At 64.4% G+C, this 25916-nt stretch carries 21 protein-coding genes; 17 read left to right on the top strand and 4 right to left on the bottom strand.

Annotated features, from left to right (window positions below; genetic code table 11):
* Positions 1-91: 91 nt before the first annotated feature.
* From CK218_RS13395 to CK218_RS13350, 10 genes are all read left to right on the top strand, one after another.
* On the top strand, positions 92-1903 hold the full coding sequence (locus tag CK218_RS13395; RefSeq protein ID WP_095828033.1) for a DNA polymerase III subunit gamma/tau: 1812 nt from the start codon (positions 92-94) through the stop codon (positions 1901-1903).
* 90 nt (positions 1904-1993) lie between these two features.
* Entirely contained in the window at positions 1994-2317 is a 324-nt protein-coding gene (locus CK218_RS13390) for a YbaB/EbfC family nucleoid-associated protein (RefSeq protein WP_066996259.1), read from the top strand.
* 216 nt (positions 2318-2533) lie between these two features.
* Positions 2534-3514: a cell wall hydrolase gene (locus tag CK218_RS13385; RefSeq protein WP_066996474.1), complete on the top strand. Its 981-nt coding sequence runs from the start codon at positions 2534-2536 to the stop codon at positions 3512-3514.
* A 121-nt stretch (positions 3515-3635) separates the two neighbouring features.
* On the top strand, positions 3636-4241 hold the full coding sequence (gene recR, locus CK218_RS13380; RefSeq protein WP_066996262.1) for a recombination mediator RecR: 606 nt from the start codon (positions 3636-3638) through the stop codon (positions 4239-4241).
* A 184-nt stretch (positions 4242-4425) separates the two neighbouring features.
* A complete protein-coding gene (locus CK218_RS13375) occupies positions 4426-5700 on the top strand; it encodes a lytic murein transglycosylase (RefSeq protein WP_066996265.1) in 1275 nt (424 codons plus the stop codon).
* A gap of 274 nt (positions 5701-5974) precedes the next feature.
* Positions 5975-7612, top strand: coding sequence for an ABC transporter substrate-binding protein (locus CK218_RS13370; protein ID WP_095828032.1), 1638 nt, complete (start codon positions 5975-5977; stop codon positions 7610-7612).
* An 18-nt stretch (positions 7613-7630) separates the two neighbouring features.
* A complete protein-coding gene (locus CK218_RS13365) occupies positions 7631-8698 on the top strand; it encodes an ABC transporter permease (protein WP_095828031.1) in 1068 nt (355 codons plus the stop codon).
* Positions 8695-9615 carry a nickel transporter permease gene (nikC, locus tag CK218_RS13360; protein ID WP_095828030.1) on the top strand — a complete coding sequence of 307 codons (921 nt, stop codon included), beginning with the start codon at positions 8695-8697 and terminating at the stop codon, positions 9613-9615. Before CK218_RS13365 ends, nikC begins: the two co-directional genes overlap by 4 nt.
* A 24-nt stretch (positions 9616-9639) precedes the next feature.
* Positions 9640-10500 carry an ABC transporter ATP-binding protein gene (locus tag CK218_RS13355; protein WP_066996477.1) on the top strand — a complete coding sequence of 287 codons (861 nt, stop codon included), beginning with the start codon at positions 9640-9642 and terminating at the stop codon, positions 10498-10500.
* Positions 10497-11243 carry an ABC transporter ATP-binding protein gene (locus tag CK218_RS13350; protein ID WP_095828208.1) on the top strand — a complete coding sequence of 249 codons (747 nt, stop codon included), beginning with the start codon at positions 10497-10499 and terminating at the stop codon, positions 11241-11243. Before CK218_RS13355 ends, CK218_RS13350 begins: the two co-directional genes overlap by 4 nt.
* 39 nt (positions 11244-11282) lie before the next feature.
* On the opposite strand, the gene CK218_RS13345 is transcribed toward CK218_RS13350, so the two are convergent.
* From CK218_RS13345 to CK218_RS13335, 3 genes are read right to left on the bottom strand one after another with little or no spacing between them, the layout of a single operon-like run.
* Positions 11283-14378, bottom strand: a complete 3096-nt coding sequence (locus CK218_RS13345; protein ID WP_095828029.1) for an efflux RND transporter permease subunit — start codon at positions 14376-14378, stop codon at positions 11283-11285.
* Positions 14378-15451 (bottom strand): efflux RND transporter periplasmic adaptor subunit, encoded by a 1074-nt coding sequence (locus tag CK218_RS13340; RefSeq protein WP_095828028.1) that lies wholly within the window; start codon positions 15449-15451, stop codon positions 14378-14380. The genes CK218_RS13345 and CK218_RS13340 overlap by 1 nt, the downstream gene beginning before the upstream one ends.
* Positions 15448-16515, bottom strand: coding sequence for an efflux RND transporter periplasmic adaptor subunit (locus CK218_RS13335; RefSeq protein ID WP_245435023.1), 1068 nt, complete (start codon positions 16513-16515; stop codon positions 15448-15450). Before CK218_RS13335 ends, CK218_RS13340 begins: the two co-directional genes overlap by 4 nt.
* 316 nt (positions 16516-16831) lie before the next feature.
* On the opposite strand from CK218_RS13335, the gene CK218_RS13330 reads away from it, so the two are divergent.
* Positions 16832-18109, top strand: coding sequence for a 4-aminobutyrate--2-oxoglutarate transaminase (locus CK218_RS13330; protein ID WP_095828026.1), 1278 nt, complete (start codon positions 16832-16834; stop codon positions 18107-18109).
* Between the two features lie 38 nt (positions 18110-18147).
* Here CK218_RS13330 and CK218_RS13325 read toward each other — a convergent pair whose 3' ends face one another.
* Positions 18148-19398, bottom strand: coding sequence for an FAD/NAD(P)-binding oxidoreductase (locus CK218_RS13325; RefSeq protein WP_095777515.1), 1251 nt, complete (start codon positions 19396-19398; stop codon positions 18148-18150).
* Positions 19399-19825: 427 nt separating this feature from the next.
* Between CK218_RS13325 and CK218_RS13320 the strand changes: the two genes are divergently transcribed.
* The 6 genes from CK218_RS13320 (at position 19826) to CK218_RS13295 (ending at position 25818) form a co-directional block, all read left to right on the top strand.
* Positions 19826-21142, top strand: coding sequence for an imelysin family protein (locus CK218_RS13320; protein WP_170950300.1), 1317 nt, complete (start codon positions 19826-19828; stop codon positions 21140-21142).
* A 109-nt stretch (positions 21143-21251) separates the two neighbouring features.
* Positions 21252-21563, top strand: coding sequence for a (2Fe-2S)-binding protein (locus tag CK218_RS13315; protein ID WP_066996295.1), 312 nt, complete (start codon positions 21252-21254; stop codon positions 21561-21563).
* Positions 21529-22014 (top strand): bacterioferritin, encoded by a 486-nt coding sequence (bfr, locus tag CK218_RS13310; RefSeq protein WP_067324504.1) that lies wholly within the window; start codon positions 21529-21531, stop codon positions 22012-22014. The genes CK218_RS13315 and bfr overlap by 35 nt, the downstream gene beginning before the upstream one ends.
* Positions 22015-22026: 12 nt before the next feature.
* A complete protein-coding gene (locus CK218_RS13305) occupies positions 22027-23628 on the top strand; it encodes a di-heme oxidoredictase family protein (RefSeq protein ID WP_095828025.1) in 1602 nt (533 codons plus the stop codon).
* Positions 23628-24707 (top strand): imelysin family protein, encoded by a 1080-nt coding sequence (locus tag CK218_RS13300; RefSeq protein WP_095828024.1) that lies wholly within the window; start codon positions 23628-23630, stop codon positions 24705-24707. Before CK218_RS13305 ends, CK218_RS13300 begins: the two co-directional genes overlap by 1 nt.
* A gap of 4 nt (positions 24708-24711) precedes the next feature.
* Positions 24712-25818, top strand: a complete 1107-nt coding sequence (locus tag CK218_RS13295) for a DUF1513 domain-containing protein (RefSeq protein WP_095828207.1) — start codon at positions 24712-24714, stop codon at positions 25816-25818.
* Positions 25819-25916 lie beyond the last annotated feature (98 nt).

Raw genomic sequence — 25916 nt, 5'->3', positions numbered from 1 at the left:
CCGCGACATTGACGGCGCCGAGCCGTGCGGGCGAGACTATGCGCAGGAATCGGCCGCCTTCCGTCGCGGTCCTTGGAGCTTTTGACGGCGAATGAGCGAAGCCGGAAATTCGGGGCCAGAAAGCCTGGAGACAGGAAAGGCCGGCGCCTATCGCGTGCTGGCGCGCAAATACCGCCCCTCCAATTTCTCCGAACTGATCGGCCAGGAGCCGATGGTCCGCACGCTCACCAATGCCTTCGCCACTGGCCGCATCGCCCAGGCCTGGATGCTGACCGGCGTGCGCGGTGTCGGCAAGACGACAACGGCGCGCATTCTCGCACGCGCCCTGAACTATAAAACCGCCACCGTCGACCAGCCCTCCGTCGACCTTTCGACCCCCGGCGAGCATTGCCAGGCGATCATGGAGGGCCGCCATGTCGACGTCATCGAGATGGACGCGGCTTCCCATACCGGCATCGACGACATCAGGGACATCATCGACCGCGTCCGCTACGCGCCGGTCTCGGCCCGCTACAAGGTCTACATCATCGACGAAGTGCACATGCTCTCCACCCAGGCCTTCAACGGCCTGTTGAAGACGCTGGAAGAGCCGCCGCCGCATGTCAAATTCATCTTCGCCACCACCGAGATCCGCAAGGTGCCGATCACGGTTCTGTCGCGCTGTCAGCGCTTCGACCTGAGGCGCATCGATGCCGGCGCGCTCGTCGCGCATCTTTCCTCGATTGCCGCCAAGGAAGGCATTTCCGTCGATGATGAGGCTTTGGCGATGATTGCGCGGGCCGCCGAGGGCTCGGCACGCGATTCGCTCTCCATCCTCGATCAGGCGATCGCCCATGGCAGCGGCACCGTCAGCGCTGACGCCGTTCGCGCCATGCTGGGCTTGGCCGACCGCGCCCGCATCATCGACCTGTTCGAGCACGTCATGAAGGGCGATGTTGCAGCGGCCTTGTCCGAATTCCGCGCGCAATACGATACCGGCGCCGATCCGGCCGCGGTGCTCACCGACCTGGCGGAATTCAACCACCTCGTTACGCGTCTGCGGTTCGTGCCGGTCGCGGCCAATGATGCCTCGCTCTCCGAGGACGAGCGGCGGCGCGGCGCCGAATTTGCGAGCACGCTGTCCGTGCGCGTGCTCTCGCGAACCTGGCAGATGCTCTTGAAAGGCATTCCCGAGGTGCAGTCCTCCAACCGTCCGGTCAGCGCCGGCGAGATGGTGCTGATCCGGCTGGCGCACGCCGCCGACCTGCCGACGCTGGACGAAGCGCTGAAATCGCTCGAGGGGGCGGCCCCTGTGCCGAATGGCGCTCCGCGCGCCAATGGAGCGCCGGCAAGCAGTGGCGGCGGCACAAATGCCGTGGCGCCGGCGCGGATGCCGGCCTCTAACGGCGGAGGGCAGACCATGCGGCTGGTCGAGATGCAGCCCGCGCCCGCCGCCTTCGTCCCGGCGCCCGAACCGGTCATCGAAACACCGGCCGTTCCGGTGAAGTCGCTGGCCGACATCGTGGCCCTTGCCGATGCCAACCGCGACATCGCCTTCAAGGTGTTGGTCAAGCGCTGCGTGCGGCTGGTGCGCATCGAGCCTGGCCGCATCGACGTCAGCCTGACCGCCGATGCGCCCAAGATGCTGCTCAACGACCTGACCTCCAAGCTGCGTGCCTGGACCGGCCGCAACTGGCTGGTCTCGCTGTCGAAGGAAGAGGGTAGCCAGACGCTGGCCGAGATGGAGACGACCAAGCGCGAGAACGCCTTCTCCGATGCCAGGAGCGATCCGACCGTCGCCGCCATCCTCGCTCGCTTTCCCGGCGCCAAGATCATCGATGTGCGCATTCCGGATGTGCCGGAAGCGGAAGGCGCTGACGCCGACCTGCCGGTTGAGCCGGCTGCCGACGACGAAGAGATTTAGAGCTGACGAACGCGTCAGGGAAAGTACGGACCGGTTTCGGTCAAGATCATGCTCGCGTTAACGTAGATTCCAACAAGAGGAAGTTTTACGATGAAGGATCTTCTCGGCCTGATGGGCAAGGCAAAGGAAATGCAGGCCAAGTTCCAGGCCATGCAGGACGAGATCGCCACCCTCGAAGCCACTGGGCAGGCGGGTGGCGGGCTGGTTAGCGTGACCCTGACCGGCAAGTTCGAAATGAAGGCGCTGAAGATCGATCCGTCCTTGCTGAAGGACGACGAGGTGGAGATCCTCGAAGACTTGCTGTTGGCCGCTCACAATGATGCCAAAAATAAGGTCGAGCTGGTCATGCAGGAAAAGACCAAGGCATTGACTGCGGGCCTGCCTATACCGCCCGGAATGAAATTGCCGTTCTAAGGCATCTGCCACCAGTTAATTGATTATGAACGAGAATTGAGCCTGGGCCGCAATATTAACCATTTTGCCGGCATGCTCACGGGCTCATTTCGCGACATTCATAAAGTTTTACCCAAGTCCAGAGATTGCTAACCATCTAGCCATCTTTTTGCCTGAAAGAGTCTCATTCTTGCCACATCTCGGGGCGGGCTGGCATCTGGAAATGAGGCTTTTTTGTTGATCGCGACGCGATGGAAGACGCCGCTGCTGCTTATCGGCATCGCCGCTTCCCCCTTGTTCCTGGCCGGCTGCAGCCAGACCGCTTCACATGGCATGTCGGTGGCGAGCCTGACCGACGCCGTCACCCCGAGCTTCCTCAGCTCGCGTTCCTACAAATACTCGATGAAGGACAAGGAGTGCCTGCAAAGGGCGATGTTCTTCGAGTCCAACCGGTCGAGCCGTGACGGCATGATCGCCGTCGGTACGGTCGTGATGAACCGGCTGCGCTCGGGCCAGCATGGCAGCACGATCTGCGAGGTCGTCGGCGAAAGGGGCCAGTTCGCCCCAGGCGTGCTGACGCGCCCGATGAATTCGCGGGCATTGCCAGATGTCGAGGAAGCCGCCGAGGCAGTGCTGAAAGGCGAGCGCAAGGCCAAGCTCAAGAACACGATGTTCTTCCACACCGCCGGCCTGCGTTTCCCCTACAAGAACATGCACTACACGATGGTGGCCGGCGGCAATGCCTTCTATGAGAAGCGCGGCCGCAACTGGCAGCCGTTGCCGGATGAGCCCATGGTCGCCATGGCCTCCGGCAAGTCGCAGAAGACCGACCCCACCGCTCCGGTCCTCGTCGCTTCCGCCGAGCCGGTGGTCAAGACGATCGTGCATGCTGATCCGGCCGCCACGACCGCGGCTGCCGCGCCGGCGCTTCCGGCCAAGACCACAACCGTTGCTGCCCAGCAGACCTATGTGACGGCCTCCGCCGCGCCAGGGCAGAAGGCCGGCCGCGTCACCGCGAAGCCGATCATGGTGGCGATGCAGGAGCCGATGGAGGAGCCCGACGCCTCCCGCTTCGGCGGCACGTTGAAAGGCCGCTACATCACCTCCGTTCCGAGCGCCCCGCAGGAAGCGGCGATGGGATTCCAGTCGACGCCCGAGAACACCGACGCCATCGGCGCGCTGATTGTCAGCCAGTCCCGGCCGCTCGAAGCCTACTGAGCCAACCCGCCATCAAATGATCCGCCTTGACGGCATGGCGGATCATTTCCTGTTGCGGATGTCACCAAAGCGCTCTGAAAACCGTTTCGCACTTTTCCCGGAATTGCTCTAGATCAGAGCGATGTCGAAAAGAATCGCCGGTCCAGAGATAGAACGCCTGATCCAGCTCCTGGCCAAGGTGCCGGGGCTCGGGCCGCGTTCGGCAAGGCGCGCGGCTCTCCATCTCATCAAGAAGAAGGAGCAGCTGCTCGAGCCTTTAGCCGCAGCCATGGGCGAGGCGGCCGATAAAGTGCGCATCTGCTCGACCTGCGGCAATGTCGACACCTCCGACCCGTGCATGATCTGCACCGATCCACGCCGCGATGCCGGCACGCTTATCGTCGTCGAGGACGTCTCCGATCTCTGGGCGCTGGAACGCGCCGCCGCTATGAATGTGCGCTATCACGTGCTCGGCGGCACGCTGTCGCCGCTCGATGGCATCGGCCCGGACCAGCTCAACATCCGCTCGCTGGTAGACCGTGTCGCCGGCGGCGAGGTGAAGGAGGTGATCCTTGCCGTCAACGCCACCGTCGAGGGCCAGACCACGGCGCACTACCTGACCGATCAGCTCTCGGGTTTCGAGGTCAAGGTGACTAGGCTCGCGCATGGCGTCCCGGTCGGCGGCGAGCTCGATTATCTCGACGAAGGCACGCTTGCCGCGGCGCTGCGCTCGAGGACGGCGTTTTGAGGGGAGGGGATTGGTGACTGGCGTTTTTCCCGGAAAGGCCGCACTCCGTCCCACCCCCCTCTGTCCTGCCGGACATCTCCCCCGCAAGGGGGGAGATCAGACGTCACGCCGGCTTTCGCCAATATCCAAGGTCGCAGGAAGAGGCGGGGCACCGAAACAGCCAATCTCCCCCCAAGTGGGGGAGATGTCCGGCAAGACAGAGGGGGGCGCGACAGAACGCGGCTTTTCCAAATTCGGCTTCGCATTTTTCCTTGCCGCGCTTGCCGTCCTCCTTACCCTCCCCGCTCGCGCCACGCCCATCGACAACCAATTCCAGGCCTGGCTGCAAAACGACCTCTGGCCCGAGGCCAAGGCCAAAGGCATTTCCAAAAAGACCTTCGACGCCGCCTTCATCGGCGTGAAGCCGAACCTGAAACTGCCGGATCTCGTCATGCCCGGCGAGAAGCCGGCGACGCCGCAAAAACAGCACCAGGCGGAGTTCGGTCCGCCCGCCAATTATTTCGCCGAGAAGATCATTCGGGCCGTCACCGGCGGAGGACGGTCGCGCGAAAGCGCCAACGCCCGCGTGCTTGGGCTCATCGAGAAGCGGTACGGCGTGCCTGGCGAGATCGTGCTGGCGATCTGGGGTCGCGAGACCGGCTTCGGCGCCGCCAAGATGCCTTACGACGCCTTCGAGGTGCTGGGCACCAAGGCGTTCATGTCGACGAAGAAGGATTTCTTCCGCACCGAGGTGCTGGCCGCACTAGAGATCGTCGAGCGCGGGCTGGCTCCGGTCAATGCGATGAAGTCCTCCTGGGCCGGCGCGCTCGGCCAGCCGCAATTCATGCCGACTTCCTTCCTCAAGCATGCCGTCGATTTCGACGGCGACGGCCGGCCCGACATCTGGAACTCGACGCCGGACGTGCTCGCCTCCATCGCCAACTATCTTGTCCACTATGGCTGGGTGAGGGGGCGCGGCTGGGGAACCGAGGTGATTGCGCCGGCAAACGTCTCCTGCGCGCTCGAAGGACCCGACCAGGGAAAGAAGATATCCGACTGGGTGGCGATGGGCATCAGGCGCGCCGATGGCAAAGCGTTCGCGGCGAGCGAATTGAAGGCCGAGGGGTTTCTGCTGATGCCGGCCGGGCGCAGCGGTCCTGCCTTCATCGTCACGCCGAACTTCTATGTCTTGAAGGAATACAACACCAGTGACCTCTATGCGCTGTTCATCGGCCACGCCGCCGATCGCATCGCCAAGGGCGACGCCACCTTCGCCGGCACCTGGGGGCCGGTCGGCGATCTTCACCGGTCCGATATCGCTTCGCTGCAGCGGACGCTGGAGGCGAAGGGTTACGACGTCGGCAGCGCCGACGGCTTGCCCGGCTTCAAGACGCGCCGCTCGATCGGCGTCTGGCAAGCGAAGAACGGCAAGGCCGCCACCTGCTTTCCGGACGCGAACCTGGTTGCGCAGCTAAAATGACGGGCGACTTCCTAGCGGCCAGGAGTTGGCAGATTTTCCCAATCGGCGGCTTCGATTAGCCGGCAGCTGGGTCGACTCGTGGTGGCCCATTCTGGCCCAATAAGCTGTCTCGCAAAATGCGCGTTGCGGGTTCGAACGCCGCCGAATAGGGTGTTGACCAACTGGACAAAAACCACGACGGTAAGCTCGGTGGGCCGTCGATCGGTCCCAAGGAATTCTGCAACCCTGAGCCGGGAACTCAGGTCAACAATCAACAAAACAGGGAACGACTACCATGATGCTGGAAAGGTTTGCTCTTCGCTCTCGTGGCTTGCTCGCGGGTGTGGCGATGTCGGCGCTGCTCGCGGTGCCGGCCTTTGCGGTCACGCCTGCCGACACGCTGGTCGAAGGTTTCGCAATCGACGACATCATCTCGATGGATCCGGGCGAAGCGTTCGAGCTGTCGACCGCCGAGGTTACCGGCAATACTTATGATCTTCTGGTCCGCCTCGACCTCAACGATACTTCCAAGGTCAAGGGCGATCTCGCCGAAAGCTGGAGCGTTTCGGATGACGGCCTGACATATACCTTCAAGCTCAAGCCCGGCATGAAGTTCGCCTCCGGCAATCCAATCACCGCGGCCGATGTCGCCTATTCCTTCGAGCGCGCCATCAAGCTCGATAAGAGCCCGGCCTTCATCATCAATCAGTTCGGCATCAGTGGCGACAATGTCACCGAGAAGGCGAAAGCGGTCGACGACACCACCTTCCAGTTCGTTGTCGACAAGGCCTATGCGCCGAGCTTCGTGCTGAACTGCCTGTCGGCCACCGTCGCTTCGGTCGTCGACAGCAAGCTGGTCAAGGAGCATGTCGCCGCCGTCACGCCGAGCGCCGACTACAAATGGGACAACGACTTCGGCAACGCCTGGCTGAAGACCGGCTATGCCGGCTCTGGCCCCTATAAGCTGCGCGAATGGCGCGCCAACGAGGCTGTCGTGCTGGAGCGTAACGACAATTACAATGGCGAGAAGGCCAAGCTCGCCCGCGTCATCTACCGCAACATGAAGGAGAGCTCGGCGCAGCGCCTGGCGCTGGAGGCCGGTGACATCGATGTCGCCCGCAATCTGGAACCGAACGATCTCGATGCCATCGCCAAAAACGCCGATCTCACCACGACAAGCGCGCCGAAGGGCACGGTCTATTACATCAGCCTCAACCAGAAGAACCCGAACCTCGCCAAGCCTGAGGTGCGTCAGGCGTTCAAATATCTGATCGACTATGATGCGATGGCCTCGACCATCCTGAAGGGCATTGGCGAGATCCACCAGTCCTTCCTGCCCAAGGGCGATCTCGGCGCGATCGACGAGAATCCGTTCAAGCTCGACGTGGCCAAGGCCAAGGACCTTTTGGCGAAGGCCGGGTTGGCTGATGGCTTCAAAGTGACCATGGACGTGCGCACCGGCCAGCCGACCACCGGCATGGCGGAATCGATCCAGCAGACGCTCGGCCAGGCCGGGATCAAGCTTGAGATCATCCCCGGCGACGGCAAGCAGACGCTGACCAAATACCGCGCCCGCAACCACGACATCTATATCGGCAATTGGGGCCAGGACTATTTCGATCCCAACTCCAACGCGCAGACTTTCGCCTCGAACCCGGACAATTCCGACAGTGGCAAGATCAAGACACTGGCCTGGCGCAATGCCTGGGATATTCCGGACCTGACCAAGGAAACCGAGGCGGCGCTGCTCGAGAAGGACTCCGCCAAGCGCGCCGACATGTACAAGGACCTGCAGAAGAAGATCCTCGACACCAGCCCCTTCGTCATCATCCATCAGCAACTGGAGGTGGCGGGGCTGCGCAAGAACCTGAAGGACTTCAAGCTCGGCCCGAGCTTCGACACCAACTTCGTCTGGCCGGTCTCGAAGGAATAGCGCTTTCGGACGCGCCGCGTGAGCGTAGCTGAGAACCAGGCGGCGGCGGGGCGCGGCGGCGCCCGTGCCGTCGCGCTTCTGTCGTCGATCGGCCGCTTCCTGGTCATCGCGGTGACGACCTATCTCGGTCTTCTCGCGGTGACCTTCTTCATCGGCCGCGTCATCCCGATCGATCCGGTGCTGGCCGTGCTCGGCGACCGGGCCCCGACAGCCGTCGTCGAGCGCACGCGCCGCGAGATGGGGCTCGACCTGCCGCTGATCCAGCAGTTCTACATCTACGTCAAAAACGCGCTCAGCGGCGATTTCGGCACTTCGGTGCTGACCACCAATCCGGTGATGTCCGACATCCGCCGCGTCTTTCCGGCGACCATCGAGCTGGCGACGCTCGGCACGATCATCGGCGCCGTCATCGGCGTGCCGCTCGGCGTGCTCGCTGCTGTCCGTCGCGGCAGTCTCGTCGACCAGATCGTGCGCATCATCGGCCTTATCGGCTATTCCGTGCCGATCTTCTGGCTGGGACTGCTCGGCCTCGTCCTGTTCTACGCCAAGCTGCAATGGGTCGCCTTTCCGGCGCGGCTCGACGTCGTCTACGAATACACTTTCACGCCGATCACCGGCTTCTACCTGCTCGATGCGGCCATGCAGGGACAGTGGGATGTCTTCTACGATGCCTACCGCCACATCATCCTGCCGGCCTCCCTGCTTGGCTATTTCGCGCTCGCCTATATCAGCCGCATGACTCGCTCCTTCATGTTGAACGAGATGGCGCAGGAATATATCGTCGCCGCCCGCGCCAAGGGCCTGTCGGAGACGCGCATCATCTGGGGCCACGCGCTGCGCAACGCCGCTGTGCCGATGGTGACGGTGATCGCGCTTTCCTATGCCAGCCTGCTCGAAGGCTCGGTGCTGACCGAGACCGTCTTCTCCTGGCCGGGCATCGGCCTCTACATCACCAATTCATTGCAGAACGCCGACATGAACGCGGTGCTCGGCGGCACCATCATCATCGGCTCGGTCTTCATCGCCATCAACCTTCTGTCGGACCTGCTCTATCGGCTCCTCGATCCACGGACGAAAGTCGAATGAGCGCCGAGACGATGCAAACCCGACGCGAATGGCTGCTCAGCGAGAGGCCGGCCTCGCGCATGCAGGCAAGGCTCGGCCGCGCCTATGTGGCCTGGCGGCGCTTCACAGCCAACCGGCTCGCGCTCGTCGGTTTGCTCATCATTTTCGCGTTGGTGGTGGTAGCCGCGCTTGCCGGCGTGCTGGCACCCTATTCGCCAACCGTGGGTGACCTGAAGAATGCCCGTCTGCTGGCGCCGAGCGCCGCGCATTGGTTCGGCACCGACGACCTCGGCCGCGATATCTACTCGCGCATCCTCTACGGCTCGCGCTGGACGCTCTATGTCGTCATCCTCGTCGCCATCATCGCCGCGCCCATCGGCCTGCTGGTCGGCACCGTCGCAGGCTATGCCGGCGGCTGGACCGATGCCATTTTGATGCGCATCACCGACATCTTCCTGGCTTTCCCGAAGCTGGTGCTGGCGCTGGCCTTCGTTGCGGCGCTCGGCCCCGGCATCGAGAACGCGGTGCTGGCGATCGCCATCACCTCCTGGCCGCCTTACGCGCGCATCGCGCGCGCCGAGACGCTGACGGTGCGCAATTCCGACTACATCAAGGCGGTGCAATTGATGGGTGCCTCACCCTTCCGCATCGTGCTGCGCCACATCATGCCGCTCTGCATCTCCTCGCTGATCATCCGGGTGACGCTCGACATGGCGGGCATCATCCTCACCGCCGCAGGCCTCGGCTTCCTCGGCCTCGGCGCGCAGCCGCCGCTGCCCGAATGGGGCGCGATGATCGCGTCCGGCCGCCGCTTCATCCTCGACCAGTGGTGGGTGGCTGCCGCACCAGGCGTTGCCATCCTCATCGTCAGCCTCGGCTTCAACCTGCTCGGTGACGGCCTGCGCGACGCGCTCGATCCCCGGAGCGGCGACCAATGAGTGACGACCGATGAGCGGCGACCGATGAGCGGTAATTCCGATAGGCAAACGAAAGGCACGCTGCTCGAAGTCGACGATCTGCGCGTCACTTTCCCGACACGCACCGGGATCGTGCAGGCGGTGCGCGGCGTGTCCTTCTCGCTCGGCCGCGAGCGGCTGGGCATCGTCGGCGAGAGCGGCTCCGGCAAGTCGCAGACCGGCCGCGCCATCATGGGCCTGACCCCGCCGCAGGCCGAGGTGTCGGCGAAAAAGCTGCGCTTCGACGGCATCGACCTGCTCTCGGTGTCATCCAGCCGGCGCCGTGCGCTGCGGGGAAACCGCATCGCCATGATCCTGCAGGACCCGAAATACTCGCTCGATCCGGTGATGACCATCGGCCGCCAGATCGTCGAGACGCTGCGCACGCATGAGAAAGTCGGAAAGGCCGAAGCGCGCGAGCGCGCGCTGGAGATGCTGCGGGCGGTGCAAATTCGCGATCCGGCCCGTGTCTTCGACCTTCACCCGCATGAGGTCTCGGGCGGCATGGGCCAGCGCGCGATGATCGCCATGATGCTGATCGCCGGGCCGGAACTGATGATCGCCGACGAGCCGACCTCGGCGCTCGACGTCACCGTGCAGCTCGATGTGCTGAACATTCTCGATAGGCTGGTCGCCGAGCGCGGCATGGGGCTGATCTTCATCTCGCATGATCTGCGCCTGGTGTCCTCCTTCTGCGACCGCGTGGTCGTCATGTATGCCGGCAAGGTGGTCGAGCAGCTCAAGGCGTCCGAACTGCGCGAAGCCCAGCATCCCTATACGCGCGGCCTGCTCAACTGCATGCCGAGAATCGGCTTCGAGCGACACCCGCTGCCGGTGCTCGACCGCAAGCCGGAGTGGGCGGCATGACGGCCGCCATCACCATCGAAGGGCTGGAGGTGGTTTTCGACCGCTTCCGCGCGCTGAAGGGCGTTAAACTCGAAGTCAGGGAAGGCGAGTCCTACGGCCTGGTTGGCGAAAGCGGCTCCGGCAAGTCGACCCTGCTCAAGGCAATCACCGGCCTTGCGCCTGTCGCTGCCGGCACCATCGCTGTCAACGGCAAGACGCTTGGCAAGACCCGCGACAAGGCCTTTTACCGCGACGTGCAGATGGTCTTCCAAGATCCGTATGGGTCGCTGCATCCGCGCCAGACCGTCGACCGGCTGCTGCAGGAACCGCTCGCCATTCACGCAATCCAGGATGGCGAGAAGCGCATCGAGCGCGCGCTGGACGAAGTCGGCCTCGGCAAGGGTTTCCGCTTCCGCTATGCGCACCAGCTCTCCGGCGGCCAGCGCCAGCGCGTGGCGATCGCCCGCGCGCTGATCCTCGAACCTTCGATCCTTTTGCTCGACGAGCCGACCTCGGCGCTCGATGCTTCTGTCCAGGCCGAGGTGCTGAACCTGCTCGAAGAGGTGCGGCGGCGGCGCAAGCTCACCTTTCTGATGGTCAGTCACGACCTCGCCATCATCACCCATATGTGCGAACGGCTGATGGTGATGCAGAACGGCGAAGCGGTGGAGACGCTGACCGCAAGCCAGCTGATCGGCCACCGCGTGAGCGAGGATTATACGCGCAACCTGCTTCGAGCGAGCGAGGGGTTTGTGAGGGTGTAGTTTTCTCTCGCAGGTTCGCGACGGGGTGCGACCTGGCTTTTAACTCTCCGCAGCAACGATCACGTCTGCTTTGGCGCCATCCCGCACCCGCCTCGGCGGCTCCTTGATCCGGAACCACGTCACATAAAGCGCCGGCAGGAAGAGCAGCGTGATCGCCGTGCCGGCGATGATGCCGCCCATCATCGCGTAGGCCATCGGTCCCCAGAACACCTCGCGCGCGATCGGGATGAGGGCCAGGCTGGCCGCCGCCGCCGTCAGCGCGATCGGCCGCATCCGGTGCTCGGTCGCCTCGATCACGGCTGTCCAGCGGTCCTTGCCCTCGGCGACGAGATCCTCGATCTGCACGATTAGGATGACCGAGTTGCGGATCAGGATGCCGATCAGCGCCAGCACGCCGAGAATGGCGACGAAGCCGAGCGGCGCGCCGCTGGGCACCAGGGCGGCCACGACGCCGATCAGCCCGAGCGGCGCCACCGCCACCACCAGGAACAGGCGCTGGAAGCTTTGCAACTGCACCATCAGGATGGTCGCCATGATGAACAGCATCAAGGGCACCACGGCCGCGATCGGTCCTTGGCTCTTGGCGCTTTCCTCGACAGAGCCCGCCGTCTCGACCGAATAGCCGGGCGGCAGCTTGGCGATGAAGGCATCGACCGAAGGCTTAAGCTCGTTGACCACGGTCGCAGGCAGCACGTCGCCCACCAGGCCGGCGCGCACGGTGATCGTCGGCGTGCGGTTGCGCCGCCACACCGTCGGCTGCTCGAGGTCGTAGCGGAAATTGGCGATGGCAGCCAAGGGGATCGACTCGCCCGTGCCGGTCGGCAATTGCATGTTCTGCAGTGTCGAGATCGAGCTGCGGTCCGCCTCGCGCGAGCGCGCCACGACATTGATCAGGTAGGTGGCGTCGCGCACTTGGGTGATCGTCGAGCCGCCCACCGTGCTGTTCAGCGCGCTGGCGATATCGGACGAGGTGATGCCGAGCTGACGCGCCTTGTCCTGCAGCACGTCGACCCTCAGCACGCGCTGCGGTTCGTTCCAGTCGAAGGTCGGCGCGGCGAGCCTCGGATTGGCGGAGATCACGCCGGCAAACTGTTGCGCCAGCTCGCGCACCGTTTGGATGTCGGGACCGCCGACGCGGTACTGCACCGGCCTGCCGACCGGCGGCCCGAGCTCGAGCGGCTTGACGAACGCGTCGGTGCCGACGAACTCCTGGCGCAGCAGCTTTTCCAGCGCCGGCTTCACCCGGTTGCGCGCTTCGATGCTCCTGGTGACGATGACGGTCTGGCCGAAATAGGGATTGGCCGGCTGTACGTCATAGGCAAGCACGAAGCGCACCGCGCCCTGGCCAATGTACGAACTGAAATGGTCGATGTCGGGGTTGCCGACCAGCGCCCGCTGCTCGAAGCGCTCCATCTGGTCGCGCGTCTCGGTGATCGAGGAGTTCTGCGGCAGGTTCCAGTCGACGATCAGCTCCGGCCGGTCCGATGGCGGGAAGAACTGCTGCTGGACGAGACCGAAGCCGGCGACCGAGGCCGCGAACACAAGCATCGTCACGATGATCGTCAGCCAATGGCGGCGAACCGAGAAGACAAGCACGCGCCGGAACAGTGACGTGAACCGGCCGGGCTGGTCGTGATGTTTTTCCTTCATCGTCGCCGGCAGGATGGTGACCCCGAGCAGCGGCGCGAACAGCACCGCCACGATCCATGACACCAGCAGCGACACCGCGATGACGACGAACAGCGTGAAGGTGTACTCGCCTGCGGCGCTCGAGTTGAGCCCGATCGGGATGAAGCCGGCGACTGTCACCAGCGTGCCGGTCAGCATCGGGAAGGCGGTCGAGGTGTAGACATAGGTCGCCGCCTTGCGCAGGTTGTCGCCGACCTCCAGCCGCGCCACCATCATCTCGACGGCGATCATGGCGTCGTCGACCAAAAGGCCGAGCGCAATGATCAGCGCACCGAGCGAGATGCGCTGCAGCGATATCCCGAGATACGCCATGACCGTGAAGGTGATGGCCAGCACCAGCGGAATTGACAGTGCGACCACGAAGCCGGCGCGCAGGCCGAGGCTGATGAAGGAGACGGCCAGCACGATGGCGACGGCCTCGAACAGCGCCCGCGTGAAGCCCGAGACCGCCTCCTCGACGATGACCGGCTGGTCGGCGACCAGATGCACCCCGACGCCGACCGGCAGGTCGGCCAGCACCTTCTGCATCTCCTCGTGCAGCGCTTCGCCGAATTTGAGCAGATTGGCGTTCGGCTTCATGCCGATGGCAAGCCCGATCGCATCCTGGCCGTTGAAGCGGAACAAGGCCGTCGGCGGGTCGACGTAGCCGCGCCTGATCGTCGCCACGTCGCTCAGCCGGAAGAAGCGGTCGTTGACGCGCAGGTTGATGGCCCGCAGGCTCTCCTCGGAAGTGAACTGGCCTCCGACGCGCACGCTGATGCGCTCCGGACCGGACTGCACGACGCCGGACGGCGTGATGGCGTTCTGCGCCTGCAGGCTGGCGACAATCTGCTGCTGGTTGAGGCCAAGCGCGGCGATCTGGCGGCTGGAGAATTCCAGATAGATCGCCTCGTCTTGCGCCCCGACCAGGTCAACCTTGCCGGCATTCGGCACGGTCAGGATCTTTGTCCGCACATCCTCGACGTAGTCGCGCAATTGGCGCGGCGTCAGCCCGTCGGCGGTGAAGGCGTAGATGTTGCCGTAGACATCGCCGAAGCGGTCGTTGAAGAACGGTCCCTGCACGCCTTGCGGCAACTGCGCCTTGATGTCGTTGACCATATTGCGCACCTGAAGCCAGTTCGGCACGACATCGCGCGCCTTGGTGGTGTCCTTCAGGTTGACGAAGATGACGGTCTGGCCGGCCGTGGTGACGGATCTGGTGAAGTCGAGGCTGTCGAGCTCCTCGAGCTTTTTCTCGATGCGGTCGGTCACCTGCTGCACCGTCTCCTTGACCGAGGCGCCCGGCCAGTTGGCCTGGATGATCATGGTCTTGATGGTGAAGGCGGGATCTTCCTCGCGGCCGAGATTGAGATAGGAGAAAATGCCGGCCACGACGAAGACCAGCATGAAATACCACACCATGGAGCGGTGGCTGAGCGCCCAATCGGAAAGATTGAAGCCCTGCATCAGACCCCGCCCTCCGGCACCTTGACTTTCTCGCCTTCGCTCAAGCTGTGGACGCCCGCGGTGACGACGCGCATGCCTGCCTCGAGGCCTTCGGCCACGGTGAAGCTGCCGCCCTTTTTCGACGCGATCTTGATCTCGCGCGCGCTCACGCTTGAGGACTGCGGATCGACGACCCACACCATTTCCGAGCCATTCTTTTCCAGCAGCGCCGATATCGGCAGTTCGATGGTCGGCGCCAACTTGGTCATGCGCGTCGCCGTGATCGTCGAGCCCAGCCGGAACGCTGACGGCGGATTGACCAGGGTCAGCCGCACGCGGCGGGTGCGGGTCGAGCCCTCCGATTGCGGCGCGACTTCGCGCAGCTTGGCGTGGGTTTTGATGGTCGGCAGCGATTGCAGAATGATCTCGAACGGCGCGCCGATGGTGAGATCGCCGGTCAATTGGTCGGGAATGTCGACCACTGCCTCGCGCGGATCGGTGCGGGCTACGGTGACGACGGTCTGTCCCGGCGAAACCGTCTGGCCGACTTCGGCGCCGATCGCTGTGACGACGCCGTCGAAATCGGAGAACAGCCGGGCATAACCGAGCTGCTCCTGCGACTTGGCCAGAGCGGCATTGGCGCGCTCGACGCCGGCTTCCGCCGCCTGGCGCGCTTGTTTGGCGGCATCGAACGTAGCCTGCGAAGTATTGGCGGAGGCAAGCAGTTGGCGCTGCCGCTCCTCGCTGGCCGCGGCATTGGCGAATTGCGCCTGCGCGTTCGACAGATCGGCTTTCGATGCCTGGACGGCGAACTCCAGCGCCGTCGGATCGAGCGCCGCGATCGTCATGCCCTTGCTGACGATGTCGCCGACCTTGACGTCGCGCGAGACGACGCGGCCGAGCAGGCGGAAGGCGAGGTCGGCGCTGTATTGCGGCTCGATCGAGCCGGCAAAGCCGAAGGTCTCGACGGTCTTCGGTTCGACCACCATCGACAGGACCGGCCGGATGACCTCAGGCGCCTTCTCTTCCGAACGCGAGCAGGCGGCAAGCGCAGCAAGAAGAACCAGCGAGGCAATGTGCGGCGACCGGTTCATTGGTCGGACCCCGCCACTTCGATCGTCTGGCCGGGACTGAGCAACTGCCCGGCGGCCGTCACGACGCTCTGGCCTTCCTGCAGACCCTTGTCGACGACGACCACGCCGGAATCGAAGGCGAGCACCTCGACCGGCGCCGCCGTCACCGCCTTGCTTGACGGGTCGACGATCCACACCGCGGGCTTGCCGGCGGTGGACGTCAGCGCCTGCCAGGGCAGCAGGATGGCTTTGACGGACTTGGCGCTGACCGTGCCGATCACGGCCGCACCCAGCGGCATGCCGGCAGGCGTATCAGGAATGCCGACCTTGACCCGGATCGATCCCGACCGGGTATCGACCGCTGGCGAGATCTCGCGCACTTTGCCGACAGCCCTGACCTGAGGGTCGGAAAGCAGCGTGATCGTCACCGCCGGGGAGGGGGGCGTCTGGGCAACCAGCGTTTCATGCACGTTGAAGACCGCGTCGCGGTCGCCGTCCTCGGCGATGGTGAACACGGTCTGCGCCGCCTGCACCACCTGCCCGGCTTCGACCTGGCGCGCCGTGATCACGCCGCCGGCTCCTGCCTTCAGCTCGGTGAAGGAAAGATTTTCCTTGGCGTTGGCCAAGGCGCTTTGCGCCGCATCGACGCTGCCTTGCGCCACTTTCAGCGTCTGGTTGGCGGTGTCGAATTCGCGTCTGGTGGTAAAACCCTCGGAGAGCAGCGTCTTTTGCCGCTGGTAAGTGGCTGCGGCCTGGGTGAGCTGCGCCTGCGCGGCGTCGAGGTCGGCCTCAGCCGAGCGCAGGTCCGATTCCTGTTCCTGCGGGTCGATGCGGGCAAGCACCGCCCCTTGGTCGACATGCTGGCCGACATCGACCAGCCGCTCGGCGACGCGCCCGCCGACGCGGAACGACAGATTGTTGAGGGTGCGGGCCGCGATCACCCCGGTCAGCGAGGTCCGCGGCGCGTAGTCGGCAAGCGCGACCGTCTGTGTGGTCACCATCACCGGCAGCTTTTCGTCGGCTGCCTGCTGCTTCTGGCAACCTGAAACCAGCAGCGCCGCGAAGACACAGGTCAGCAGCAGCAATGTGTTTGGACGACATGCAGGGCGGAGCGGCAAGGACGGCAAAGCGGACGATGTCGCGTTCCTGCTCATGGTTCCCTCGGCCCGCGGGAGCCGTTCCCGGCAGCGGCGCGTCGCGGCTGCAGCGAGGATAATCCATCGGCCGGAAAAGGAAACTGTTTCTGCCTGACGATCGACTGGCTGGTCGAGATCGATTTCGGCCTTTCGGCAGGCCCAATCGACTGGTCCAATGTGCCGACTTGAGGAAAACCTGAAATAAGGTCAGAAGAGGCTTTGACGGCATCAAAACGGAGCGGGCGCCGGCCCGATGAGGTGTGAGATGAAGAATTCAGCCATTTCCGAACGCAAGAACCAGTCGATCTCGCGCGGCGTCGGCATGACCACGCAGATCTACGCCGATCGTGCCGAGAATTCGGAAATCTGGGACGTCGAGGGCCGCCGATACATCGACTTCTCGTCGGGCATTGCGGTGGTCAACACGGGTCACCGCCATCCGAAAGTGATCGAAGCGGTCAAGGCGCAGCTCGACCGCTTCACCCACACCTGCCATCAGGTCGTTCCTTACGAGAGCTATGTGCGCCTCGCCGAGCGGCTGAACGGCATGCTGCCCGGCAAGTTCGACAAGAAGACCGTCTTCGTCACCACCGGCGCCGAGGCCGTCGAGAACGCCATCAAGATCGCGCGCAACGCCACCGGTCGCCAGGCGGTCATCGCCTTTTCCGGCGGCTTCCACGGCCGCACCTTCATGGGCATGGCGCTGACCGGCAAGGTCGTGCCTTACAAGGTTGGCTTCGGCGCCATGCCGGCCGATGTCTTCCATGCGCCGTTCCCGGTCGCGCTGCACGGCGTGTCGGTCGCGGATTCGCTTGCAGCGCTCGACAAGCTGTTCAAGGCCGATGTCGATCCGGCCAGGGTCGCGGCCATCATCGTCGAGCCGGTGCAGGGCGAGGGCGGCTTCTACGAGGCGCCGCGCGATTTCATGACGGCACTGCGCAAGACCTGCGACCAGCACGGCATCCTTCTTGTCGCCGACGAGGTGCAGACCGGCTTTGCCCGCACCGGCAAGATGTTCGCAATGGAGCACCATGACGTGGCGCCGGATCTCACCACCATGGCCAAGAGCCTCGCCGGCGGGTTCCCGCTGTCGGCCGTCACCGGCCGCGCCGAGATCATGGACGCGCCTGGACCGGGCGGGCTCGGCGGCACCTATGGCGGCAGTCCGATCGGCGTCGCCGCGGCGCATGCCGTGCTCGACGTCATCGAGGAAGAAAAGCTGTGCGAGCGCGCCAACGCGCTCGGCGCCAGGCTGAAGCAGCGGCTGGCGTCGATCCGCGAGGACGTGCCGGAGATCGTCGACATCCGCGGCCCGGGCTTCATGAACGCCGTCGAGTTCAATGATGTGAACAAGGGCCTGCCCTCGGCGGAATTAGCCAATGCGGTGCGGCTGAAGGCGCTCGACAAGGGCCTCATCCTGCTCACCTGCGGCGTCTATAGCAACGTCATCCGCTTCCTGTCGCCAATCACCATCCAGGACGGCGTCATGACCGAGGCGCTGGATATCCTCGAGACCTCGATCCGCGAGGCGCGGGCGGCTTGAGCCAACCCTACCTCCCCACAAGGGGGAGGGTAAGCGCGTCAGCCTGCGGCCCTTGCCGGCTCGTCCTGGCTGAAGGCCGCAAGCGCCGCCTTCAGCGCATCCGGCCCGGCTGCCACGGTGTGAGGCGCGGGCGAGAAGCCGGCGCCGAGCATCTTGCGGCCGAGCATGTGGTCGGCCGGGCGGTTGACGGATTCGATGCCGAGCAGTCTGTTGCCGGCATAATGGTAGATCGAGAACTTGTTCTCGGCCGGCTCGCCCAGCACGACATGGCTGTCGCCGCCTTGCGTCAGGCCGACCATCTGCAGCTTCATGTCGCCGATATCCGACCAGAACCAAGGCACGGCCGCGAAGGATTCGGCATGGCCGACGATGGTGCGCGCGGCAAGCCGCGCCTGGTCGGTGGCGTTCTGCACCGATTCCAGCCGCACGTCGCCGCCGGTGAACCAGTGCCGGTAGGAGGCGGCATCGCCGACGGCGAGGATTTCCGGGATCGAGCTCTGCATATGCTGGTCGACGCGGATGCCGTTGGCGATCGCGATGCCGGCGGCTTCGGCCAGCTCGACATTGGGCACCACGCCGATGCCGATAATCACCAGTTGCGCCGGCAGGCGCTCGCCGCTTGACGTGATCGCGGCCGAAACGCGGCCGCCTTCGCCTTCCAGACGGGCAACCGTGGTGCCGGTGAGCAGGCGCACGCCCATCGCCTCCAGGCGCTGGCGCACATGCGCCGCGATTGCCGGCGCCACGGCGCGGCCGAGAAGCCTGTCGAGCGCCTCGACGACGGTGACCCTGCGGCCGGCGGCCCTCAGCGTCGCTGCGATTTCGAGGCCGATGAAGCCGCCGCCGAGGATGACGACCTCCTCGCTCTGCGCGCTCAACTCGCGGATCAGCCGCGCATCGGCCAGCGAGCGCAGCGACATCACGCCGGCGAGCTCCGCGCCATCGAGCTTGAGGAGCCGCGGCCGCGAGCCGGTGGCCAGCACCAGCCGGTCGAAGGCAATTGTGCCGCCGCCGGAAACGTCCAGCCTGCGCTCGCCATCGATCCTGTCGATCCAAACGCCCGGCCGGTAGTCGATGGCATTGCCGGAATAGAAGGCCTCGCCGCGCAAAGGCTGCGGCTTGGCTTCGGCATCCTTGATGAAGGTCTTGGACAGCGGCGGCTTGTGATAGGGCAGCTCGTTCTCGTCGCCGATCAGGATGACCGGCCCGTCATAGCCTTCCTCACGCAGGCTAGCGGCCGCCTGCACGCCGGCATGACCCGCACCGACAATGACCACCCCGTTCTTCATCGCAGCCCTTTTTGCCTCAAATCTAGGATCTTCCGCCAAGTGGCGATTGTCTGCCGCCGCCGCAAGAGCCGTGGTCCGGGTCGCACCCAGGATGGCCGCCTGTCAATCCGGATGTCCGCCGCATTCGCCGGCTTAAAGTTGATAATTCCAGTTTAGAATAATTCTAAACTGTTGTTTCAATTGAATTTTCTCTGTACCGCCAGTTGACTTCCAGCCGCTCCGCCGCTTTATGGAGGGCCGCGCTCTCGGCGCATTCCTTTGATGTCTGGGCCTTGAACCCTTTCGATTGGAGGCATTTCGGTGTCTTTTGCTGATTGGCCGCGCCATTGCGCGGCAACTTTGCCTTTCCGGTCATTCGTGCTTGCGCTGGCGCCGCGCGCCGGCGGCCGCATGCCTATGTCATTGAATTTCTGAGGAGATGGGATTGATGAAAGCGATAATCACGCCGCGAACTATTGCGCTGCGTTGGGGCAGCAGGCTTGCCGCGATCGGCGCCACCGCGGCGCTGACGGCGGCCGTGTTCGTGCTGCCGGCGAAGGCCGAAACCGATGCGAAGGCGGTGATCAAGACCTATGCCGACATCGCGCTCGCCAAATACGAGGATTCGCTGATCACGGCTGAGGCGCTCGACAAGGCCGTCGACGCGCTTCTCGCCAAGCCCTCGGCAGAGACGCTCAACGCTGCACGCGACGCCTGGAAGGCGGCGCGCGTGCCTTACCAGCAGACCGAGGTCTACCGCTTCGGCAACAAGATCGTGGACGACTGGGAAGGCAAGGTGAATTCCTGGCCGCTGGACGAAGGCCTGATCGACTATGTCGCCAAGAGCTACGGCACCGAGTCGGACGAGAACTCGCTCTATACGGCGAACGTCATTGCGAACAAGGAGATCGAGATCAACGGCAAGAAGGTCGACGCCTCGAAGCTGACGCCGGAATTCCTCTCGGGCACGCTGCAGGAAGCCGGCGGCGTCGAGGCCAATGTCGCGACCGGCTATCACGCCATCGAATTCCTGCTTTGGGGCCAGGACCTGCACGGGACCGGTCCAGGCGCCGGCGAGCGCCCGTACACCGACTACGATCTCAAGAACTGCACTGGCGGCAATTGCGACCGCCGCGCGGAATATCTGAAGTCGGCAAGCGACCTTCTGGTCTCCGACCTGCAGGAGATGGTCAACAACTGGAAAGAAGACGGCGCCGCGCGCAAGACCCTCGTCGATGGCGAGCCGAATGCCGGCATCTCCACCATCCTCACCGGCATGGGATCGCTCTCCTATGGCGAACTGGCCGGCGAGCGCATGAAGCTCGGCCTTTTGCTGCACGACCCGGAGGAGGAGCAGGACTGCTTCTCCGACAACACCTACAACTCGCATCTCTATGATGCGATCGGCATTCGCGCCGCCTATCACGCCAACTATACGCGTCTCGACGGCACCGTGGTTTCCGGCCCGTCGGTGTCGGACATGGTGAAGGTGGCCGATCCGGCGATCGACAAGGAACTGTCGGACAAGCTCGATACTTCGGTCGCCAAGATGGAAGCGATCAAGGCGCGGGCGCTGGCCGGCGAGGCCTATGACCAGCAGATCGCCGAAGGCAATGCGGAAGGCAACGCCACTGTGCAGGCGGCGATCGACGCGCTGATCGACCAGACCAAGTCGATCGAACGCGCGGTCGGCTCGCTCAAGCTCAATGCCATCGCCTTCGAGGGCTCCGACAGCCTTGATGCTCCGGACAAGGTGTTCAAGTAGCACCCGAGCATGATCCCAAAAAGTGGAAGCCGGTTTTTGGACAAGATCATGCTCAATTGAGAAACAAGCCAAACGGCGCCGGAACAGCGCCGCTAGCCAGAGCAAGTGAATGCTGATCTGCCATTGCAACATCATCACCGAGAAGGAGATCGAGCAGACGATCATCGGTCTGCTCGATGAAGATCCCTGGCAGCTTATCGTGCCGGCCAAGGTCTATCATGCCATGCGCAAGCGCGGCCGCTGTTGCGGCTGCTTTCCAAATGTGGTGGAAACGATCATTCGGGTCACCGAGAACTACCACGCCCGTTCAGAGGGGAGCGGCGCGGATATCGTTTCACACCTGGACCGCGTCAGAGGACTGCGCGGCCAATTCGGGAGCAGAACCCATGAAAGGCGAACCGCAGGTCATCGAGCGGCTTAACGAAGCCCTGTTTCTGGAGCTTGGTGCCGTCAATCAGTACTGGGTCCATTATCGTCTGCTCGAAGACTGGGGCTACACCAAGCTGGCGAAGAAGGAGCGGGCGGAATCGATCGAAGAAATGCATCACGCCGACCGGCTGGTTGCCCGCATCATCTTCCTCGAAGGCCATCCGAACCTGCAGTCGGTCGCGCCGTTGCGTATCGGCCAGAATGTGAAGGAAGTGCTCGAATCCGATCTCGCCGGCGAATATGACGCGCGCACCTCCTACAAGCGCTCGCGCGAGATTTGCCAGGATGCGGGCGACTACGTGTCGATGAAACTGTTCGAGGATCTGCTGACGGACGAGGAAGGCCACATCGACTTCCTGGAGAGTCAGCTCGACCTGCTCGCCTCGATCGGCGAGGAAAAGTACGGCCAGCTCAACGCCGACTCGGCCAACGAGGCGGAGTAAGGACATGCGGGAATGCGGCGCCCGATAGATTTTTCGCGCCGCTCGCGGCGGGCCGAGATAGCCGGCCTGCTGCTCCCGAGGAACCCGCGATACCGGATCTGGCGCGGTGCCACGCTCCTGCTGGCAATCACGCTTTCTGCTCCCGCCATGGCGGGCGAGCCGGCGGGTCTGCCGACGAGCCGCACAGATCTGACGCCGGGGGATCAGGCGCGGGTGCTGGCGGTCACCAAGCCTACGACCGACTTTACAAAGCCCGAACCGTTCGAGCTGATGCAGGGCGGCGCCGGCACGTCGAGGAAGGGCGTCAACCGCGACGCCTTCTCGCAGCCTTCCGCCAACATCACCTTCGACGAGGAAGCGACCTTCAAGCTCGGCAATGCGCTTTTTCGCAAGAACTGGGTGTCGTCGCCGTCATCGACCCAAGCGTCCGACGGGCTCGGGCCGCTGTTCAATGAACGCGCCTGCCAGAACTGCCATCTGAAGGATGGTCGCGGCCGACCGCCGGAAAGCGGCACAGGCTTGACCTCGATGTTCTTGCGGCTGGCGCGCGATGCAAGCAATGCCGAGGAGAGAGCCGAACTTGCCAACCATAAGCTGCCGAATTTCCCCGATCCTGTCTATGGCTCGCAATTGCAGGATCTGGCCGTTCCCGGCCTCAAGGGTGAAGGCCGCATGCGCATCGACTATTCGGAAGAGAAGGTCACGCTGGGCGACGGTGCCGTCGTTTTGCTGCGCAAGCCCCGCTACTCGGTCGAGAATCTGCGCTATGGCCCGCTCGATCCGCGCACGACGTTGTCGCCGCGCCTGACGCCGCCAATGATCGGGCTGGGACTGATCGAGGAGATCGCCCCGGCCGACATCCTCGCCCTTGCCGATCCGCATGACCGCGACAGCGACGGCATCTCCGGCCGGCCGAACATAGTTCGCGAGGAGTTGAGCGGCGCGATAACTTTGGGCCGCTTCGGCTGGAAAGCGCAGGCCGCATCGATCCGGCAGCAGGCCGCCGATGCCTTTGCCGGCGATATCGGCATCTCGACGCCCGAAGTGCCGAAGCATTGGGGCGATTGCACCGAGGCTGAGAAGGCTTGCCTTACCCTGCCGAATGGCGTCCAAGAGCGCCTGGGCGCGGCCGAAGCGCCGCCCCCGGTCATGGACCTCGTCACCTTCTATTCGCAGAACCTCGCTGTGCCGGCGCGGCGCGACGTCGACAAGCCGGAGGTTCTTTCCGGCAAGAAGCAATTCTATGAGATGGGCTGCATTTCCTGCCACACGCCGAAATTCGTCACCATGCGCGGCACGCCCAACAAGGCGCAAGCCTTCCAATTGATCTGGCCATATTCCGATTTCCTGCTGCACGACATGGGCGAGGGTCTGGCCGACGGGCAGCGCGTGGGGGAAGCGAGCGGCAGCGAATGGCGCACGCCGCCGCTCTGGGGCATTGGCCTGACCGCCACGGTCAACGGCAACAGCTTCTATCTGCATGATGGCCGCGCGCGGACGCTCGAAGAGGCGATCTTGTGGCACGGCGGCGAGGGCCAGAAGGCGCGCGACCGCTTTGCCGGCGCAGCTGCCTCCGACCGCGATGCGCTGATCAAATTCCTGGAGTCGCTCTGATGTTTAACCGACGTGCCGCCGCGCTTGCCCTTCCTTTCTTGCTGGCCGCGGCCTTGCCGACCCAGGCCGCGGTCAAAGCTTCCGATGTTATCGGACGCGCGATCGACGGCTTTGTCCGACCGGCCTACGCCAGCCTCGACGACCATGCCGGGACCCTGACCCAGGCGATGCGCCAGCTCTGCAATGCGCCGTCCCAGCAAAATCTCGACGCGGCGCGTACCGAGTTTGCCGCCACCGTCGAAGCCTGGTCGGTGGCCGAGATCATCGCCTTCGGGCCGGTCAAGGAGAACAACCGGCTGGAGCGCATGCTCTACTGGCCGGACCGCAAGAGCATCGGATTGAGGCAGGTGCAGTCGACCCTCGTTGCCAAGGATCCATCCGCCGCCGATCCGGCGCAACTCGCGGGAAAGAGCGTGGCCATGCAGGGCCTCGGTGCGTTGGAATATGTGCTGTTCGGCGATGGCGCCGAAACGCTTGCCAGTAAGGACGATCCCTATCGCTGCGCCTACGGCGCGGCGGTGGCCAGCAACATCCAAGCGATCGCCGGCGAGGTCCGCGAAGCGTGGAGCAAGCCCGATGGTTTTGCCTCGCTCTGGGCCAATCCGGGGCCGAAGAACCCGCTCTATCGTGATGGCACCGAAGCAGTGACGGAACTGGTCGGCGTTTTTATCAATGAGCTGGAAATGATCCGCGACGTGCGGCTCAAGGGTTTTCTTGGCGCGAAGCCCGATGCTGACAAGCCGAAGCAGGCGATCTACTGGCGCTCGCAGAACACGCTGAATTCGCTGGCCGGAAATCTGTCCGGCATCGACAAGCTGTTCCAGGCCTCGAAGCTTGGCGATGCGCTGCCCGCCGATGCGCGGTGGATGGCCGAATCCATCCACATCCAGCTGACCAACGGCGTGGCGACGGCGAAGTCTGTTAGCGGCCCGATCGACAAGACGCTCGCCGATCCGGTGCTACGCGACAAGCTCGAGCATCTCGCGCTGATCACCTCCAGCCTCTCGACCCTGATCGGCACCAGGATGACCGCCGAGTTTGGCCTCACCGCCGGCTTTTCGTCGCTGGATGGTGATTGACGCCGTGACGACGCCGCTCATCGATCGCCGCGACTTTCTGCGTGCCGCCGGCGCCGGCTTCGCCGCGGCGATGGCGCCGCGCGCCTGGGCGGAGACGCTTGCAACGGACGCCGTCTTCGCCACGGCCTTCGTCAGGCGCGACGGCGGCTTCGGCGCCGCCGTGCTCTCCGAGGCCGGCAAGATCCTGCACACGCTCGATCTGCCCGACCGTGGCCACGACGTCGCGTTCGATCCAGTGTCGAAACGCTCGGTCGTCTTCGCCCGCCAGCCCGGCACCTTCGCGATGGCCTTCGACCACACCGGCCGCGAGAAGCCTTTGATCATCGCCAGCATTGCCGGCCGGCACTTCTTCGGTCACGGCGTGTTCTCGCCCGACGGCGCGCTGCTCTATGCAACGGAAAATGATTTCGACAACGCCGCCGGCGTCGTCGGCGTCTATGACGCGCGGGCGAAGTTCAGCCGCGTCGGCGAGTTCCCGACCTACGGCATGGGTCCGCACGAACTGCTGCTGCTCGGCGACGGCAGGACGCTCGCCATCGCCAATGGCGGCATCGAAACGCATCCGGATTTCGGCCGCGCCGAGCTCAACATCGCAACGATGAAGCCGTCCTACGCGCTGGTCGACCGCATCACTGGCGACCTGATCGAAAAGCACGAATTGCCGCCGGCGCTGCATCAGCTGTCGATCCGTCACATGGACCGCGACCGGACGGGCACCGTCTGGTTCGGCTGCCAGTATCGCGGGCCGGCGATCGACCGGCCGGCGCTGGTCGGCCGCGCCGCGCGCGGCAAGCAGCTCGAGCTTTTGGAGATGCCGCAGGACGTGCTGTCGGGCTTCCGCAACTATATCGGCTCGGTTGCCGCCAATCCCGATGCCGGCACCGTCGCCGTGACCTCGCCGGAGGGTAATTCGCTGGCCGTCATCGATGCCGCCAGCGGACGCGTTATCGCGACGAAGTCGCTGGTCGAAGTTTGCGGTCTCGCGCCGGACGGCGCCGACTTCATGGCAACGACCGGCGCTGGCGAGATCGTCGGCGGTCCGGGCGGGACGCGCGCCGAACCCGATTATGTCTGGGACAACCACGTGCTGCGCATCGCGGCTGCGGGCTGATCGCTGTCAAGGCCAGCTTCCTGATGTCGCGCTAAAGCCAAGCCGCATGACATTTATGCGGCGTGGCCCTTGCGGCGGCGGGCCATGCCGGGCACAGG

Origin of the sequence: Mesorhizobium sp. WSM3879 (assembly GCF_002294915.1) — a bacterium.
Taxonomy (GTDB): domain Bacteria; phylum Pseudomonadota; class Alphaproteobacteria; order Rhizobiales; family Rhizobiaceae; genus Mesorhizobium.
The sequence above is the reverse complement of the archived record's forward strand: the minus strand, read 5'-3'. Positions and strand labels throughout refer to the sequence as shown.

What these genes read in the sequence shown, in the direction of transcription:
- CK218_RS13395 (WP_095828033.1), top strand. Translation starts at nt 92, where the DNA reads ATGAGCGAAGCCGGAAATTCGGGGCCAGAAAGCCTGGAGACAGGAAAG.
- CK218_RS13390 (WP_066996259.1), top strand. Translation starts at nt 1,994, where the DNA reads ATGAAGGATCTTCTCGGCCTGATGGGCAAGGCAAAGGAAATGCAGGCC.
- recR (WP_066996262.1), top strand. Translation starts at nt 3,636, where the DNA reads ATGTCGAAAAGAATCGCCGGTCCAGAGATAGAACGCCTGATCCAGCTC.
- CK218_RS13375 (WP_066996265.1), top strand. Translation starts at nt 4,426, where the DNA reads ATGTCCGGCAAGACAGAGGGGGGCGCGACAGAACGCGGCTTTTCCAAA.
- CK218_RS13370 (WP_095828032.1), top strand. Translation starts at nt 5,975, where the DNA reads ATGATGCTGGAAAGGTTTGCTCTTCGCTCTCGTGGCTTGCTCGCGGGT.
- nikC (WP_095828030.1), top strand. Translation starts at nt 8,695, where the DNA reads ATGAGCGCCGAGACGATGCAAACCCGACGCGAATGGCTGCTCAGCGAG.
- CK218_RS13355 (WP_066996477.1), top strand. Translation starts at nt 9,640, where the DNA reads ATGAGCGGTAATTCCGATAGGCAAACGAAAGGCACGCTGCTCGAAGTC.
- CK218_RS13350 (WP_095828208.1), top strand. Translation starts at nt 10,497, where the DNA reads ATGACGGCCGCCATCACCATCGAAGGGCTGGAGGTGGTTTTCGACCGC.
- CK218_RS13345 (WP_095828029.1), bottom strand. Translation starts at nt 14,378, where the DNA reads ATGCAGGGCTTCAATCTTTCCGATTGGGCGCTCAGCCACCGCTCCATG.
- CK218_RS13340 (WP_095828028.1), bottom strand. Translation starts at nt 15,451, where the DNA reads ATGAACCGGTCGCCGCACATTGCCTCGCTGGTTCTTCTTGCTGCGCTT.
- CK218_RS13330 (WP_095828026.1), top strand. Translation starts at nt 16,832, where the DNA reads ATGAAGAATTCAGCCATTTCCGAACGCAAGAACCAGTCGATCTCGCGC.
- CK218_RS13325 (WP_095777515.1), bottom strand. Translation starts at nt 19,398, where the DNA reads ATGAAGAACGGGGTGGTCATTGTCGGTGCGGGTCATGCCGGCGTGCAG.
- CK218_RS13320 (WP_170950300.1), top strand. Translation starts at nt 19,826, where the DNA reads ATGAAAGCGATAATCACGCCGCGAACTATTGCGCTGCGTTGGGGCAGC.
- CK218_RS13315 (WP_066996295.1), top strand. Translation starts at nt 21,252, where the DNA reads ATGCTGATCTGCCATTGCAACATCATCACCGAGAAGGAGATCGAGCAG.
- bfr (WP_067324504.1), top strand. Translation starts at nt 21,529, where the DNA reads ATGAAAGGCGAACCGCAGGTCATCGAGCGGCTTAACGAAGCCCTGTTT.
- CK218_RS13305 (WP_095828025.1), top strand. Translation starts at nt 22,027, where the DNA reads ATGCGGCGCCCGATAGATTTTTCGCGCCGCTCGCGGCGGGCCGAGATA.
- CK218_RS13300 (WP_095828024.1), top strand. Translation starts at nt 23,628, where the DNA reads ATGTTTAACCGACGTGCCGCCGCGCTTGCCCTTCCTTTCTTGCTGGCC.